Source organism: Arthrobacter sp. 8AJ (genome assembly GCF_902506025.1).
Taxonomy (GTDB): Bacteria; Actinomycetota; Actinomycetes; order Actinomycetales; family Micrococcaceae; genus Arthrobacter.
Genome location: NZ_LR733289.1, coordinates 2,576,987 through 2,590,657 on the forward strand (window position 1 = coordinate 2,576,987; position 13,671 = coordinate 2,590,657).

Sequence of the window (13,671 nt, forward strand, 5' to 3'; positions counted from 1 at the left end):
ATATAGGCCTCCACCTCGGTGAGCCGGACGGACACGGCACCGTCGCGGGACTCATGGGTGAGCACGGCACCGAGCAGCTTTGGTGCGAGTTCCCGGGCGTCCGCGGACAGGAAATCCCGTACTTGTTCCGTCGCCCCAGCGCTTTGGTTCATTAGCTGACCTTACCCAGATCCCGCAGGTTTCATCCGCCACCGGAAAAGGGTCAGGGGTGGATCTGCACGCTCACGGCCATGTCCGATTTCCGCTAGTAGCCGTGTCCGGGGGCTGGCAGGATGGAGGCATGGACTTCTGGCAGCGCTACCGGGCAATCGATGCCCGCGATACCCGGTTCGACGGCCAGTTCTTTACGGCCGTCCGCACCACGGGGATCTACTGCCGGCCGTCGTGCCCTGCCAGGACCCCCAAGGCCTCCAACGTCACGTTCTACGAGACGTCCGCCGCCGCACACGAGGCAGGCTACCGCGCCTGCAAGCGCTGCCTGCCGGAGGCAGTGCCCGGAACCCCGGCCTGGAACGTGCGGCAGGACATCGCGGGGCGGGCGATGCGCCTGATCAACGACGGCGTGATCAACCGCGACGGCGTGGCGGGCCTGGCCGCCCGGCTGGGGTATTCGCCGCGCCAGTTGAACCGGATCCTCGGCCAGGAACTTGGCGCCGGCCCCCTGTCATTGGCCCGCGCCGCAAGGGCCCAGACGGCCCGCACCCTGCTGGTTTCAACATCGATGAAACTCGCCGACGTCGCCTTTGCGGCAGGCTTCAGCAGCGTCAGGCAGTTCAACGAGACCATCGCCGAGGTGTTCGATATGACGCCCACGGCGCTCAGGAGGACCGTCCGCCATCCGGTGAACGGCGGCGGCGCCACAGCCCTGACCCTGGGCCTGCCCTACCGTCCGCCTTTCGATCCGGGCATCTTCTCCTTCCTGGCGGTCCGCGCCATCCCCGGGGTCGAGGACGGCACGCCCACTTCCTATGCCCGGACGCTGCGGCTCCCCCACGGCGACGCGCGCTTCAGGGTGGAGTACGACGACGGGGCCCGGGAACGGCCGTTGACCCTCACCATCGGCGCGGTGGACCTTCGCGACCTTCCGGCGCTGCTCAGCCGGGTCCGCCGGCTGTTCGACCTGGACGCGGACCCGGAGGCGATCGACGGCACGCTCGCCGCCGATCCCAGGCTTGCCGGCTCCGTTGCCTCCGCACCGGGGATGCGCCTGCCGGGCGCGGTGGATCCGCAGGAACTGCTGATCCGGGCCATGGTGGGCCAGCAGATCACGGTGGCGGCCGCCAGGACAGCCTTGACCCTGTTGTCCGCGGCGGGCAGTCCCGCCAGTGCCCCCGGCGACGGCCTGGACCGCCTGTTTCCCACTCCGGCGGAAATCGCTGCTGCAGGACATCTGCTTCGCGGCCCCCGGCGCCGGACCGAGTCGCTGCTGCATGCTGCGGAGGCCATGGCCCGCGGCCGCCTGGACTTCGGCTATGGCGACGACCTCCCAAGCCTCACCGCGGCACTTTTGCCGCTCCCCGGCGTCGGGCCCTGGACGGTGGGGTACGTCGCCATGCGGGTCCTGGGTGCCCCGGATATTTTCCTTGCCAACGACGCCGCCGTGCGGAACGGGATCCGCGCCCTCGATAATGGGACCAGCGCCTTGAGCCCTGACTTCCGGGAGACCAGCCCGTGGCGCTCCTACGCCACCATGCACCTCTGGCGCGCTGCCGCCCGGCCCGCCGCAAAAACCACCATTCCCGCGAAAGGGACGCCATGAAAGCCCAACTGCTGCAGCTGTCCACGCCGGACGGTCCGTTTACGGTCCTCGCCCAGGATGGCGTGGTCCTTGCGTCCGGCTGGACGGCCGGCCTGGCGGACCTGACCGGCCAGGTCCATCCAATGCTGCGGCCCGACGCCGTGGAAGAGGTAACGGACCTTGGCGGGATCTCAGCCGCCGTGGAGGCCTTCTATGCCGGTGACCCCGCCCCGGCCATGGCGGTGCCGGTCCGCCAGCAGTCCGGACCGTTCCGTGCCCACGCCTGGGACGTGCTGCGGCAGGTCAAGCCGGGCTCACCCGTCACCTACTCGGAGTACGCCGCCCTGGCCGGCAACCCGCGCGCCGTGCGGGCCGCCGCCAGTGCCTGCGCGTTCAACGCGGCTGCCCTGTTCGTGCCGTGCCACCGCGTCATCCGGACCGACGGCTCGCTGGGCGGTTTCCGCTGGGGCCTGCGCATCAAAGAGAGCCTGCTGGCCCGCGAGGCCGCCTGACCACTCCCCCGGCGTTGGCTACTTGGGGTCCGGCATCGCCGACGGCCAGGGCATCAGGCCGGGAAGATCGGTGCCGTCCCCGGCGGCCGTGGCCCGCAGGCTGTCCAGCGACGGCTGCCGGCCTGCGAGCCACGCGGCGATGTCCGTCACCATCCCGCTGACGACGACGGTGCTGCCGCCGGTTCCGAGGGTCAGCGGCGGGAGTGCCACGGGCTGCAGGACCAGCCGGGTTTCCGCCGGCACGCGGGCGGCGAGGAAGTCGAAGAGGTGGGAGCAGAATGCCCTGTTCCAGGTCTCGGGTCCCGCGCCGGTGTCCAGGTCCGCGGTGTGGATGACCAGCTCGCGCCAGAGCGCCAAACCGGCGTCGAAAATCACGCCGTCGCGGAAGGCGATGCGCGTTTGCCATTCGTCCTCCCCCAGCGCATCGAAGGCCGCCAGTGCCCGCTGCACTGCGGCCGCAACGTCCTTCCGGTGCTCCTCCAGGCTGTGGCCGGCGGCAAGCTCGATGGCCCGGTTGCGGCCGTCCACGCCGCCGTCGTACAGCTCCACCGTCCTGCCGGACCGCCCGTATTCCACCTGGCGGGCCAGCGCGCTGCAGATTCCGGCGATGTGGGCCAGGAGGTGGCCGCGGCTCCAGCCGGGAAGGGTGGAAGGGGCCCTTTCGCCGCCGGCCGGAATCCGGTCCACCGCAGCGGTCAGTGCGTCCGCGGCTTTGTGCAGTTCAGCGAGGAGGGCGGCAGGGGATGGTGACGTCATGCGGTTAGCCTAGCCGAGCAGTCAGTCCAGCGGTCTTCCGTCCCGCCCGACACGGTGGCGGACGTGCCGGCGGTCGTTGCTGGCCTGCCAGAACTCGATTTCGGCCGGCTGGAGGGCGTAGAGCTGCCAGTCCGGGTTGTCGCTGCCGTCGGCCCGGGGCCGCTCGTGCCAGTCGACGGCGGAGGCTTCGGCGGAAAGCTCAACCACGGTACCCGCCACCCGCACCTGGCGGCCCAGGGCCGGCCAGTAGAAGTTCATCGCCGCGCGCGGTGACCCCGACAGCTCGCGGCCCTTGCGGGAGGTGCGGGACGTGGCGAAGTGCCAGCCGTCGTCGTCAATGTTCTTCAGGATGAGCATCCGCGAGGACGGCTGCGGGGCGCCGTCGGTGCTTTCCCCCACCGTGGCGAGGCTGAACGCGTGCGGCTGCTGCTCCCCCGCATCCAGTGCCTCGTCCAGCCACTGCTTGAAGAGCAAGGCCGGGTCCTGCGGTGCGTTGCCGGGGTCGAAGCCGGCCAGGTCGGACGGGAAGTCGGGCAGGGTGCGAAGGAACTTGCGGAAGGTTTCGCTCATGGCCCCAGCCTAGCCATAGACGCCAAGGGCCCCGGGGAACATGCCCCGGGGCCCTTGGCAACAATGTTTCCTACCCGGCGTACTCCCGCACGCCGGCAAGCTCGCCTTCCAGCGCAGCCAGCTGGCGTTCGACGGCGGCCGGCGCCGTTCCGCCCTGGGAATTCCGGCTGTTAAGCGAACCCTCCGTGGACAGCACGGTCCGGACCTCCGGGGTCAGGTGCTCCGAGATCGCGGCGTACTCTTCGTCCGTCAGGTCCCACAGCTCAACGCCGCGGGACTCCGCCTGCTTCACGGCGGCACCGGACAGCTCGTGGGCCTCGCGGAACGGCACGCCCTGGCGGACCAGCCATTCGGCGATGTCCGTGGCCAGCGCGAAGCCCTGCGGCGCCAGGGACTCCATCCGCTCCGTGTTGAATTTCAGGGTGGCGATCATGCCGGAGACGGCCGGGAGCAGCAGCTCCAGGGTGTCGGCGGCGTCGAACACCGGTTCCTTGTCCTCCTGCAGGTCGCGGTTGTACGCCAGCGGCAGGCCCTTGAGCGTGGCCAGCAGCCCGGTCAGGTTGCCGATCAAACGCCCTGCCTTGCCGCGGGCCAGCTCGGCCACATCCGGGTTCTTCTTCTGCGGCATGATCGAGGACCCCGTGGAGTACGAATCATCCAGCGTGACGAAGGAGAACTCCTTGGTGGCCCAGAAGATGACTTCCTCGGAGATCCGGGACAGATCCACGCCGATCATCGAGCAGACCCACGCGAACTCGGCGAAGACGTCGCGGGAGGCGGTGCCGTCGATCGAGTTGTGCACGGCGGAGAAGAACCCAAGGTCGGCCGCCACCGCTTCCGGGTCCAGCCCCAGCGAGGAGCCGGCCAGGGCGCCCGAACCGTAGGGCGAAACACCCGCCCGCTTGTCCCAGTCCTGGAGCCGCTGCACGTCGCGCAGCAGGGCCCAGGCGTGGGCCAGGAGGTGGTGGCTGAGCAGGACCGGCTGGGCGTGCTGCAGGTGGGTGCGGCCCGGCATCGCAACGCCATGGTGCGCCTTGGCCTGCTCCACCAGCGCGTCCACGGTGGCCAGGACACCGCGGGCAATGATCCGGGCGTGGTCCCGCAGGAACATCCGGCCCAGGGTTGCCACCTGGTCGTTGCGGGACCGGCCGGCGCGGAGCTTGCCGCCCAGCTGGGCACCGGCGCGCTCGATCAGGCCGCGTTCCAGCGAACCGTGCACGTCCTCATCGGACTCCGCCGGCAGGTAGGCGCCGGACGCCACGTCCTCGTCCAGCTGCGTCAGGGCCGCGAGCATGCCTTCGAGCTCCGCGTCGTCGAGCAGGCCGGCTTTGTGCAGCACGCGGGCGTGCGCCTTGGAGCCGGCGATGTCGTAGCGGGCCAGCCGCCAGTCGAAGTGCGTGGACTTGCTCAGCGCCGCGAGGGCGTCCGCGGGGCCGCCGGCGAACCGGCCGCCCCACAGGGCACCTGCGTTGGTTGCCTCCGTTTTTTGCTCAGCCACGCGGGCTACTTCCCTGCGACGCGGATGTCGCGGCCGGAAGCGACCTTGGCGGACATACCCCACAGCTCGATGAAGCCCTTGGCCTGGGACTGGTCGAAGGTGTCACCGGTGTCGTAGGTGGCCAGCGAGAAGTCGTACAGCGAGGTGTCGGAGCGGCGGCCGTTGACGATGGCCTGGCCGCCGTGCAGGGTCATGCGGATATCGCCGGAGACGTACTTCTGGGTGTCCTCGATGAAGGCATCCAGGGAGCGCTTCAGCGGGGAGAACCACTGGCCGTCGTAAACCAGCTCGGCCCAGCGCTGGCCCACGGTGGCCTTGAAGCGGGCCTGCTCGCGCTCGATGGTGATGTCCTCGAGGTGCTTGTGGGCGGTGATCAGCGCCATGGCGCCGGGGGCTTCGTAGATTTCGCGGGACTTGATACCCACCAGGCGGTCCTCGACGACGTCGATGCGGCCGACGCCCTGTGCACCGGCGCGGCGGTTCAGTTCCTTGATGGCCTGCAGCGGGGTGACCTTGACGCCATCGATCGCGACGGGCACGCCGGCTTCGAAGGAGATGGTGACCTCATCCGGTGCCGGCGGGAACTCCGGGGTGGCGGTGTAGTCGTAGATGTCCTTGGTGGGGGCGTTCCAGATGTCCTCGAGGTAGCCGGTTTCGACGGCGCGTCCCCAGACGTTCTGGTCGATGGAGTACGGGTTCTTCTTGGTGGTCTCAATCGGCAGTCCCTTTTCCTCGGCGAAGGCGATGGCCTTGTCGCGGGTCAGGGCGAGGTCGCGCACCGGTGCGATGCACTTCAGGTCCGGGCCCAGGGTCTGGATGCCGACTTCAAAGCGGACCTGGTCGTTGCCCTTGCCGGTGCAGCCGTGGGCAACGGTGGTGGCGCCGAATTCGCGGGCTGCCTTGACCAGGTGCTTGACGATGACCGGGCGGGAGATGGCGGACACCAGCGGGTAGTGGCCCTGGTACAGGGCGTTGGCCTTCAGCGTGGGGACGCAGTATTCGTTGGCGAACTCGTCCGACGCGTCGGCGACGTAGGCTTCGACGGCGCCGCAGCCCAGGGCGCGCTGGCGGATGGTTTCGAGCGATTCGCCGCCCTGTCCGACGTCGACCGCCACGGCGATGACCTCGGCACCGGTGGCTTCACCGATCCAGCCGATGGCGACGGACGTGTCCAGGCCGCCGGAGTAGGCCAGCACAATGCGTTCAGTCACTTTAAATGCTCCTTGTTGGGGTTGGTTGATTTGTTGTCTTCAAGCTTATTGCCCGGCTTCCTCAGCCAGTTGCAGGAAGCGGGCGGCGAGGTCCGGGCCACCCAGCGGGTCCCGGGAGACCAGCAGGACGGTATCGTCACCGGCGATGGTGCCCAGGATGGACGGCATCACCGAGTGGTCGATGGCCAGGGCCAGGAAGTTCGCAGCTCCGGGCGGCGTCCGGAGGACTGCGATGTTGGCGGACGCTTCGGCGGTGACCAGCAGTTCGCTGCACAACCGGGCGAGCCGGGCATCCAGGATCTCCTGGGTGACTCCGCTCTTGGCGCCCCGTTCGCCTCCTTCGCCGGGGACGGCGTACACCAGGACGCCCTCCTTCCCGCGGACCCGGACGGCCCCCAGTTCCACGAGGTCGCGGGACAGCGTGGCCTGGGTGACCTGGACGCCATCGTCCGCCAGCAGCGCCGCAAGCTCCGCCTGGGAACGCACGGACTGCCCGGTGAGGATGGCGGTGATGCGCGCCTGTCGGGCGGTCTTGGTGGCGGGGCTGGTGCCCGGGGAGGACGGCTGGGCGGACACTAGAACGTGCTCTCTCCGGTGCCTTCGACGGGGGAAAGTCCGTCCACGAAGGCAAGGCCCGAGCGGTGCATCAGCCAGGCCATCAGCGCCTTCTGGGCGTGCAGCCGGTTTTCGGCTTCGTCCCAGACGATGGACTGCGGGCCGTCGATGACGTCGGCGGAGATTTCATAGCCGCGGTAGGCGGGCAGGCAGTGAAGCACGACGGCGTCATCCGCGGCGAGTGCCATGGCGTCCGAGTCCACGGAGTAGTCCCGGAACAGCTGCATCCGGGCTTCCTTTTCGGCCTCCTGGCCCATGGACACCCAGGTGTCGGTGGCTACGACGTCTGCGCCCTGCAGCGCTTCCTTGGCGTCGGTGGTGATGAGCACGGAGCCGCCGGTTTCGGCCGCACGCTCCCGGGCTGCCGCGACGATGTCCTCCGCGGGCAGGTAGCCCGCCGGCCCGGCGATGCGGACGTGCATGCCGGCGGTGACTCCGGCCAGGAGGTAGGAGTTGGCCATGTTGTTGGCAGCGTCGCCCAGGTAGCTCATGGTGAGGCCCTTGAGTTCGCCCTTGTGTTCCTTGACTGCCAACAGGTCGGCCAGGAGCTGGCACGGGTGGTAGTCGTCGCACAGGGCGTTGATGACCGGGACCCTGGAGTTCTCCGCCATGGCCACCAGGCCTGCGTGCGCGCCGGTGCGCCACACGATGGTGGACACCATCCGTTCGAGGACCTTGGCGGTGTCCTCCACGGATTCCTTGTGCCCGATCTGGGCTTCGCCCGGGTTGATGACCAGCGCGTTGCCGCCCATGTCGGCAACGCCGGTGGCGAAGGACACGCGGGTCCGGGTGGAGGTCTTGTCGAAGATCACGGCCACGGTCTTGCGGCCGCTGCGCTCGGCGGCGAAGGGCTGGACGCTGTACGGGGCGGCCTTCATCCGGGCTGCGAGTTCCAGGACCTCTGCCTGCTCGACGGGGCTGAGGTCGGTGTCCTTGAGAAAGTGCCGGGTTGCGGTGGTCACTGGGCGTCCTTAGCTGCTTGGAGGATTGCCGGGAAAGCGGTGAGGAAGGTGTCGGCCTGGGCCGTGGTGAGGATTAGCGGCGGGGCCAGGCGGATGGTGCGCGGGCCGGGGCTGTTGACGATGAAGCCTGCGTCGAGGGCGGCCTGCACGACGGCGGGGGCGACGTCGGCGTCGAGGTCGAATCCGATCAGCAGTCCTTCGCCGCGGACTTCCGTGACGCCGGGAATCCGGGCGAGCCCGGAGCGCAGGTGCGCGCCCACCGTGGTGGCGTTGGCCAGGACATTCTGGCTTTCCAGCGCATGGAGGGTGGCCAGGGCGGCCGCGGTGGCCACCGGGTTGCCGCCGAACGTGGTGCCGTGCTGGCCGGCGGAGAGCAACGACGACGTCTGGCCGCCAAAGGTGATGAGGGCACCGATGGGGAAGCCGCCGCCGAGGCCCTTGGCCAGGGTGACGGCGTCGGGGACGATCCCGGCGTCTTCGCTGGCCAGCCACTTGCCGGTCCGCCCGATGCCGGTCTGGACCTCATCGAGGATCAGGAGTGCTCCGGCTTTGGTGGTGGCCTCGCGCGCAGCCTTCAGGTAGCCCGGGGGCAGCGGCCGGACGCCGGCCTCACCCTGGATAGGCTCCAGGAAGACGGCGGCAACGGTGTCATCCACTGCTGCCTCCAGCGCACCGATGTCGCCGAACGGGATGTGCACCACGCCACCGGGCAGCGGTTCGAACGGCGCCCGGTAGGCTTCCTTGGCGGTCAGCGCCAGGGCTCCCATGGTCCGGCCGTGGAACGCGCCTTCGAGGGCGATGATTTTGGTCCGCTTGGTGTCGCCGGCGCCGGTGTTGCGGCGGGCAAGCTTGAAGGCTGCCTCGTTCGCTTCCGTGCCGGAGTTGCTGAAGAACACCTTGGACCCGGCAGGGGCGTGGGTCAGCTCCAGAAGTTTCTCCGCCAGGGCCACCTGCGTGGGGCTGGTGAAGAAGTTCGAGACGTGGCCCAGGGTTGCCAACTGGCTGGCGATGACTGAGGTCACGAAGGGGTGGGCGTGGCCGAGGGCGTTGACGGCAATGCCGCCGAGCAGGTCCAGGTATTCCTTGCCGTCGGCGTCCCACACGAGGCAGCCGGCGCCGCGTACCAGGACGCGCTGGGGCGTGCCGAACACGTTCATCAGCGAGGTGGAGTAGCGGGAGAGCCACTCGGAGCCCGCGTGGCCCTTGGTTTCCACCAGTTCGGCCACCGGGGTTTCGACCAGCTCAACCTCCGCGGTGTGCTTACTCATGCGTTGTTCTCCTCGTCCGGGACCACCTGCGTGCCGATGCCCGCCGTCGTGAATGTTTCAAGAAGCATGGAGTGGGGCAGGCGCCCGTCCACGATGTGCGCGCGTTCCACGCCTTCGTCGATGGCCTTCAGGCAGGCGGCCATCTTGGGGATCATGCCTGATTCGAGCCTGGGCAGCATGTCCCGCAGCTCGGAGGCCGTGAGGGAGGAGATCAGCGAGGACTTGTCCGGCCAGTTGGCATACAGGCCTTCGACGTCGGTCAGGATGACGAGTTTGGAGGCACCCAGCGCGGAGGCGACGGCGGCCGCTGCTGTGTCGGCGTTGACGTTGAGGACCTGGCCGGTGGGCTGGAACCGCGCAGCGCCAGCTACGCCGTCACCGCCGTCGACAATCTCCGGGGCGACCGTGGAGATCACGGGGATGCGGCCGGCGGCGAGGATGTCCACGATGCCGGCGGGGTCGACGCCGACCACCTCGCCTACCAGCCCGAGGTCCACGTCTTCGCCGTCCACCACGGTCCCGGTGCGGACTGCGCGGAGCAGGCCGCCGTCTTCACCGGACATGCCGACGGCGTAGGGTCCGTGGGAGTTGATCAGGCCCACCAGTTCGCGCCCCACCTGGCCGGTGAGGACCATGCGGACCACGTCCATGGCTTCCGGGGTGGTGACGCGCAGGCCGCCCTTGAACTCGGATTCGATGCCCAGCCGGCCCAGCATGGAGTTGATCTGCGGGCCGCCGCCGTGGACCACCACCGGGTGGATGCCCACGTGGTGGAGGAAGACGATGTCCTCGGCGAAGGCACGCCGGAGTTCGTCGTTGACCATGGCGTTACCGCCGTACTTGATCACCATGGTGGTGCCGGCGAACCGCTGGATCCAGGGCAGGGCCTCGATCAGGGTCGCGGCCTTGTCCTGGGCGGCGGACATGCTGGTGGTTTCACGCGTCTGGGTGTTCATGTTGTCACTTTCCACAGCGGCTTGTGCCTGGCGGTATTGCCGTGGCCGGGGCTCCTAGCTGGAGTAGGCGCTGTTTTCGTGCACGTAGTCGTGGGTGAGGTCGTTGGTCCAAATGGTGGCTTCGGCGTCGCCTGCCTGCAGGTCGATTTCCACCAGCACTTCGCGGGGTTCCAGGTCCACCAGGGAGCGGTCATCGCCGATGCTGCCGTTCCGGCAGATCTGGATGCCGTTCATGGCCACGTTGAGTTTGTCCGGCTCGAAGGCGGCGTCGGTGGTTCCCACGGCGGAGAGCACACGTCCCCAGTTGGGGTCCTTGCCGAAGATGGCGGCCTTGAAGAGGTTGGAGCGGGCCACGGAGCGGCTGACCGTCTCGGCGTCGGCTTCACTGGCCGCGTTGAAGGTCCGGATGGCGATGTCGTGGCTGGCGCCCTCGGCATCGGCGATCAGTTTGCGTGCCAGCTCGGCGCAGACCTGGGTCAGCCCGGCACCGAACGCTTCGGCTGTGGGCACAGCCCCGGAAGCGCCGGAGGCCAGCAGGACCACGGTGTCGTTGGTGGACATGCAGCCGTCCGAGTCGGCGCGGTCAAAGGTGACGCGGGTGGCATCGCGGAGGACGACGTCGAGCATTTCGGGCTGTACGTCGGCGTCCGTGGTGAGCACCACCAGCATGGTGGCCAGGCCCGGGGCCAGCATGCCTGCCCCCTTGGCGATGCCGCCGATGCTGAACTCCTGGCCGTCGGCGTCGGTGCCGATGAAGAGCGCTGATTTGGGCACGCTGTCCGTGGTCATGATGGCGGTGCCGGCGGCCGGACCGCCGTCGGTGCTGAGCCCCGCCGCGGCAGCCTCCACCCCCGGAAGGATCTTGTCCATGGGCAGCTGCTCGCCGATCAGGCCGGTGGAGCAGACGAAGACGTCAGTGGCCGAGATCCCCAGAACCTTCGCCACTTTTTCCGCTGTGCTGTGGGTGTTCTGGAACCCGGTGGGGCCGGTGCAGGCGTTGGCGCCGCCGGAGTTGAGGATGACGGCGTCCACCCGGCCGTCGGAGACCACCTGGCGGGACCAGTGCACGGGGGCTGCTGCCACCCGGTTGCTGGTGAACACGGCGGCGGCGGCCTTGGAGGGGCCGTCGTTGACGACCAGGGCGAGGTCCGGATTGCCGGAGGCCTTGAGTCCGGCAGTGACGCCGGCGGCCCGGAATCCCTGGGGTGCGGTGATGGTCACGGGGCTACTCCCTGCAGGTTGAGGCCGGCGGTTTCCGGCAGGCCGAGTGCGATGTTCATGGACTGCACGGCGCCGCCGGCAGTGCCCTTGGTGAGGTTGTCGATGACGCAGGTGACGATGACCCGGCCGGTGTGGGCGTCGAAGGCCAGCTGCATGGCGGCATGGTTGGAGCTCTGGACCGATTTGGTGGTGGGCCACTGGCCTTCCGGCAGCAGGTGGACGAACGGCTCATCCTCGTACGCCTCGGCCCAGGCCAGGCGCAGTTCCGCCGCCGTGGTGCCGGCCTTGACCTTGGCCGTGGCGGTGGTCAGGATGCCGCGGCTCATCGGGGCAAGGGTAGGCGTAAAGGATACGGTGACCTGCTCCCCCGCCGCGTTGGACAGGCCCTGCTCGATTTCCGGCGTGTGCCGGTGGCCGCCGCCGACGCCGTAGGGGCTCATGGAGCCCATGACCTCCGAGCCGATCAGGTTGACTTTGGCGGCCTTGCCCGCGCCTGAGGTGCCGGACGCGGAAACGATCACGACGTCGTCGGGCTCCAGCAGGTGCGCGGCGAACCCGGGGGTCAACGCCAGGAGGGCGGACGTGGGGTAGCAGCCGGGAACGGCGATGCGCTTGGCTCCTTTGAGGGCTTCGCGCTGGCCGGGGAGCTCGGGAAGTCCGTAGGGCCAGGTGCCGGCGTGGGCGGAGCCGTAGAACTTTTCCCAGGCGGCGGGATCTTCGAGGCGGTGGTCGGCTCCTGCGTCGATCACCACGGTCCCGTCCGGCAGCTGGGCAGCGATCTCTGCGGAGGCACCGTGCGGCAGCGCGAGGAACACGACGTCGTGTCCGGACAGGTTTTCCACCGTGGTGTCCTCGAGGATGCGGCTGGCCAGTCCGTGCAGGTGGGGCTGGAGTTCACCGAGGCGGGAACCGGCGTTGCTGTGGGCTGTGATGGCGCCAATGGTCACACCGGGGTGCCCGGCAAGGAGGCGGAGGACCTCTCCCCCGGCGTATCCGCTGGCTCCCGAAACCGCAACAGAAATAGTCATGCTCCGACTATACAGCAATAGTTATGCATTGGTACTGATAATTATGCATTCGAGCGCGTCCGGGTAACGCGGCACTTGTCGTGCCGCCCGGGAGTGTCCCTAGGATGGTTTCGGCAGCCGGGGCCGGAGACGCCGGGACCCGCGAAAGGAGAGCCATGACGCACGCAATCGTCGCACGGCAGGCAGGCGGACCGGAAGTCCTTGAGTACACGGAGGCGGAGCCCCCCGTTCCGGGCCCCGGGCAGCTGCTGGTCAAGGTCGGGGCGGCCGGCGTCAACTTCATCGACACCTATAAGCGCAGCGGCACGTACAAAGTCCCCTACCCCTTCACTCCAGGTTCGGAGGCCGCGGGCACTGTCGAGGCAGTCGGCGAGGGCGTGACCGGCTTCGCCGTGGGCAGCCGGGTGGCTACCGCTGAAGGCATCAGCTGCTACGCGGACTACGCGCTGGTGGATGAGGATGCCGCACTGCCGGTACCGAAAGGCCTGGATGTTTTCACTGCCGCAGCGCTCCCCCTGCAGGGCGTCACCGCCCACTACCTGATGAATTCCACCTTCAAGGTGGAGCCCGGCCACAAGGTCCTGCTGCACGCGGGCGCCGGGGGCGTGGGGCTGCTGCTGATCCAGCTGCTCAAGGCACGGGGCGCGGAAGTCATCACCACGGTCTCCACCGACGAAAAGGAGCAGCTTGCGCTCGACGCCGGCGCGCACCACGTGCTGCGCTACGACGGCTTCGCGGAGCGGGTCAGGGACATCACCAGCGGTACCGGCGTCGACGTCGTCTACGACGGCGTGGGGAAGGATACGTTCGACGGCTCCCTGGCAGCCTTGCGGATCCGGGGCATGCTGGTGCTGTTCGGGGCGGCTTCCGGGCCCGTCCCGCCGTTTGACCCGCAGCGCCTCAACGCCGCGGGCTCCCTATTCCTGACGCGCCCCACCATGGGCCACTACCTGCGGGACGCGGCGGAGCGGCGCTGGCGTTCGGACGAGGTGTTCGCCGCCGCGGCCGACGGCAGCCTGAAGGTCCGGATCGGTGCACGCTACCCGCTCAGCCAGGCCGGGCAGGCGCACCGCGACCTCGAAGGCCGCAAGACCACCGGGAAAGTCCTGCTGGTTCCCTAGGCACGGGCGACGTGAACAACGGGCAAACGCCCGAACGGCCTGAAACGGCCCGTCCGGGCGTGCACGACACCTTCCGTTCATCTTGTCCCGGCACAATGCGCAAGTGACTCAGCAGCAGGTCCCCTTCGGGGATTCCGGTTCCGGCGTGGAGCCAGCCAGCATCATCCGGGACGGTGCAGGAGCCGGCGGCCGGGACCAGGAGTCCGGGGACGCCG

At 69.0% G+C, this 13,671-nt stretch carries 14 protein-coding genes; 3 read left to right on the plus strand and 11 right to left on the minus strand.

The genetic code is table 11. The features are described 5' to 3' along the window. The coding region (locus BACI349Y_RS11995) for a DNA-3-methyladenine glycosylase (protein ID WP_201302435.1) at positions 1-152 on the minus strand (152 nt) is incomplete at its 3' end. A 128-nt stretch (positions 153-280) separates the two neighbouring features. Between BACI349Y_RS11995 and BACI349Y_RS12000 the strand changes: the two genes are divergently transcribed. Together BACI349Y_RS12000 and BACI349Y_RS12005 are read left to right on the plus strand one after the other, a co-directional pair. Next, on the plus strand, positions 281-1,759 hold the full coding sequence (locus tag BACI349Y_RS12000) for an AlkA N-terminal domain-containing protein (protein ID WP_159632291.1): 1,479 nt from the start codon (positions 281-283) through the stop codon (positions 1,757-1,759). Continuing rightward, positions 1,756-2,250 carry a methylated-DNA--[protein]-cysteine S-methyltransferase gene (locus BACI349Y_RS12005; RefSeq protein WP_159632292.1) on the plus strand — a complete coding sequence of 165 codons (495 nt, stop codon included), beginning with the start codon at positions 1,756-1,758 and terminating at the stop codon, positions 2,248-2,250. The genes BACI349Y_RS12000 and BACI349Y_RS12005 overlap by 4 nt, the downstream gene beginning before the upstream one ends. 18 nt (positions 2,251-2,268) lie before the next feature. On the opposite strand, the gene BACI349Y_RS12010 is transcribed toward BACI349Y_RS12005, so the two are convergent. From BACI349Y_RS12010 to argC, 10 genes are all read right to left on the minus strand, one after another. Beyond that, complete coding sequence (locus BACI349Y_RS12010) at positions 2,269-3,006, minus strand: maleylpyruvate isomerase family mycothiol-dependent enzyme (RefSeq protein WP_159632293.1); 738 nt, start codon at positions 3,004-3,006, stop codon at positions 2,269-2,271. A 21-nt stretch (positions 3,007-3,027) separates the two neighbouring features. Beyond that, entirely contained in the window at positions 3,028-3,576 is a 549-nt protein-coding gene (locus tag BACI349Y_RS12015) for a pyridoxine/pyridoxamine 5'-phosphate oxidase (protein WP_159632294.1), read from the minus strand. Positions 3,577-3,646: 70 nt separating this feature from the next. Further along, positions 3,647-5,074 (minus strand): argininosuccinate lyase, encoded by a 1,428-nt coding sequence (gene argH / locus BACI349Y_RS12020; RefSeq protein ID WP_159632295.1) that lies wholly within the window; start codon positions 5,072-5,074, stop codon positions 3,647-3,649. A 5-nt stretch (positions 5,075-5,079) separates the two neighbouring features. Further along, positions 5,080-6,285 (minus strand): argininosuccinate synthase, encoded by a 1,206-nt coding sequence (locus BACI349Y_RS12025; RefSeq protein WP_018763590.1) that lies wholly within the window; start codon positions 6,283-6,285, stop codon positions 5,080-5,082. A gap of 45 nt (positions 6,286-6,330) precedes the next feature. Continuing rightward, positions 6,331-6,861 (minus strand): arginine repressor, encoded by a 531-nt coding sequence (locus BACI349Y_RS12030; RefSeq protein WP_159632296.1) that lies wholly within the window; start codon positions 6,859-6,861, stop codon positions 6,331-6,333. After that, a complete protein-coding gene (gene argF / locus BACI349Y_RS12035) occupies positions 6,861-7,862 on the minus strand; it encodes an ornithine carbamoyltransferase (protein ID WP_159632297.1) in 1,002 nt (333 codons plus the stop codon). The genes BACI349Y_RS12030 and argF overlap by 1 nt, the downstream gene beginning before the upstream one ends. Further along, positions 7,859-9,130 (minus strand): acetylornithine transaminase, encoded by a 1,272-nt coding sequence (locus BACI349Y_RS12040; protein WP_159632298.1) that lies wholly within the window; start codon positions 9,128-9,130, stop codon positions 7,859-7,861. The genes argF and BACI349Y_RS12040 overlap by 4 nt, the downstream gene beginning before the upstream one ends. Further along, the gene (gene argB / locus BACI349Y_RS12045; RefSeq protein WP_159632299.1) at positions 9,127-10,086 is read right to left on the minus strand and encodes an acetylglutamate kinase; all 960 of its coding nucleotides are present in this window, start codon (positions 10,084-10,086) and stop codon (positions 9,127-9,129) included. The genes BACI349Y_RS12040 and argB overlap by 4 nt, the downstream gene beginning before the upstream one ends. A 54-nt stretch (positions 10,087-10,140) precedes the next feature. Continuing rightward, positions 10,141-11,307: a bifunctional glutamate N-acetyltransferase/amino-acid acetyltransferase ArgJ gene (argJ, locus tag BACI349Y_RS12050; protein ID WP_159632300.1), complete on the minus strand. Its 1,167-nt coding sequence runs from the start codon at positions 11,305-11,307 to the stop codon at positions 10,141-10,143. Next, positions 11,304-12,335 (minus strand): N-acetyl-gamma-glutamyl-phosphate reductase, encoded by a 1,032-nt coding sequence (gene argC / locus BACI349Y_RS12055; protein ID WP_159632301.1) that lies wholly within the window; start codon positions 12,333-12,335, stop codon positions 11,304-11,306. The genes argJ and argC overlap by 4 nt, the downstream gene beginning before the upstream one ends. 155 nt (positions 12,336-12,490) lie before the next feature. On the opposite strand from argC, the gene BACI349Y_RS12060 reads away from it, so the two are divergent. After that, positions 12,491-13,456 (plus strand): quinone oxidoreductase family protein, encoded by a 966-nt coding sequence (locus BACI349Y_RS12060; protein ID WP_159632302.1) that lies wholly within the window; start codon positions 12,491-12,493, stop codon positions 13,454-13,456. Positions 13,457-13,671: the final 215 nt, after the last annotated feature.

What these genes read in the sequence shown, in the direction of transcription:
- BACI349Y_RS12000 (WP_159632291.1), top strand. Translation starts at nt 281, where the DNA reads ATGGACTTCTGGCAGCGCTACCGGGCAATCGATGCCCGCGATACCCGG.
- BACI349Y_RS12005 (WP_159632292.1), top strand. Translation starts at nt 1,756, where the DNA reads ATGAAAGCCCAACTGCTGCAGCTGTCCACGCCGGACGGTCCGTTTACG.
- BACI349Y_RS12010 (WP_159632293.1), bottom strand. Translation starts at nt 3,006, where the DNA reads ATGACGTCACCATCCCCTGCCGCCCTCCTCGCTGAACTGCACAAAGCC.
- BACI349Y_RS12015 (WP_159632294.1), bottom strand. Translation starts at nt 3,576, where the DNA reads ATGAGCGAAACCTTCCGCAAGTTCCTTCGCACCCTGCCCGACTTCCCG.
- BACI349Y_RS12040 (WP_159632298.1), bottom strand. Translation starts at nt 9,130, where the DNA reads ATGAGTAAGCACACCGCGGAGGTTGAGCTGGTCGAAACCCCGGTGGCC.
- argB (WP_159632299.1), bottom strand. Translation starts at nt 10,086, where the DNA reads ATGAACACCCAGACGCGTGAAACCACCAGCATGTCCGCCGCCCAGGAC.
- argC (WP_159632301.1), bottom strand. Translation starts at nt 12,335, where the DNA reads ATGACTATTTCTGTTGCGGTTTCGGGAGCCAGCGGATACGCCGGGGGA.
- BACI349Y_RS12060 (WP_159632302.1), top strand. Translation starts at nt 12,491, where the DNA reads ATGACGCACGCAATCGTCGCACGGCAGGCAGGCGGACCGGAAGTCCTT.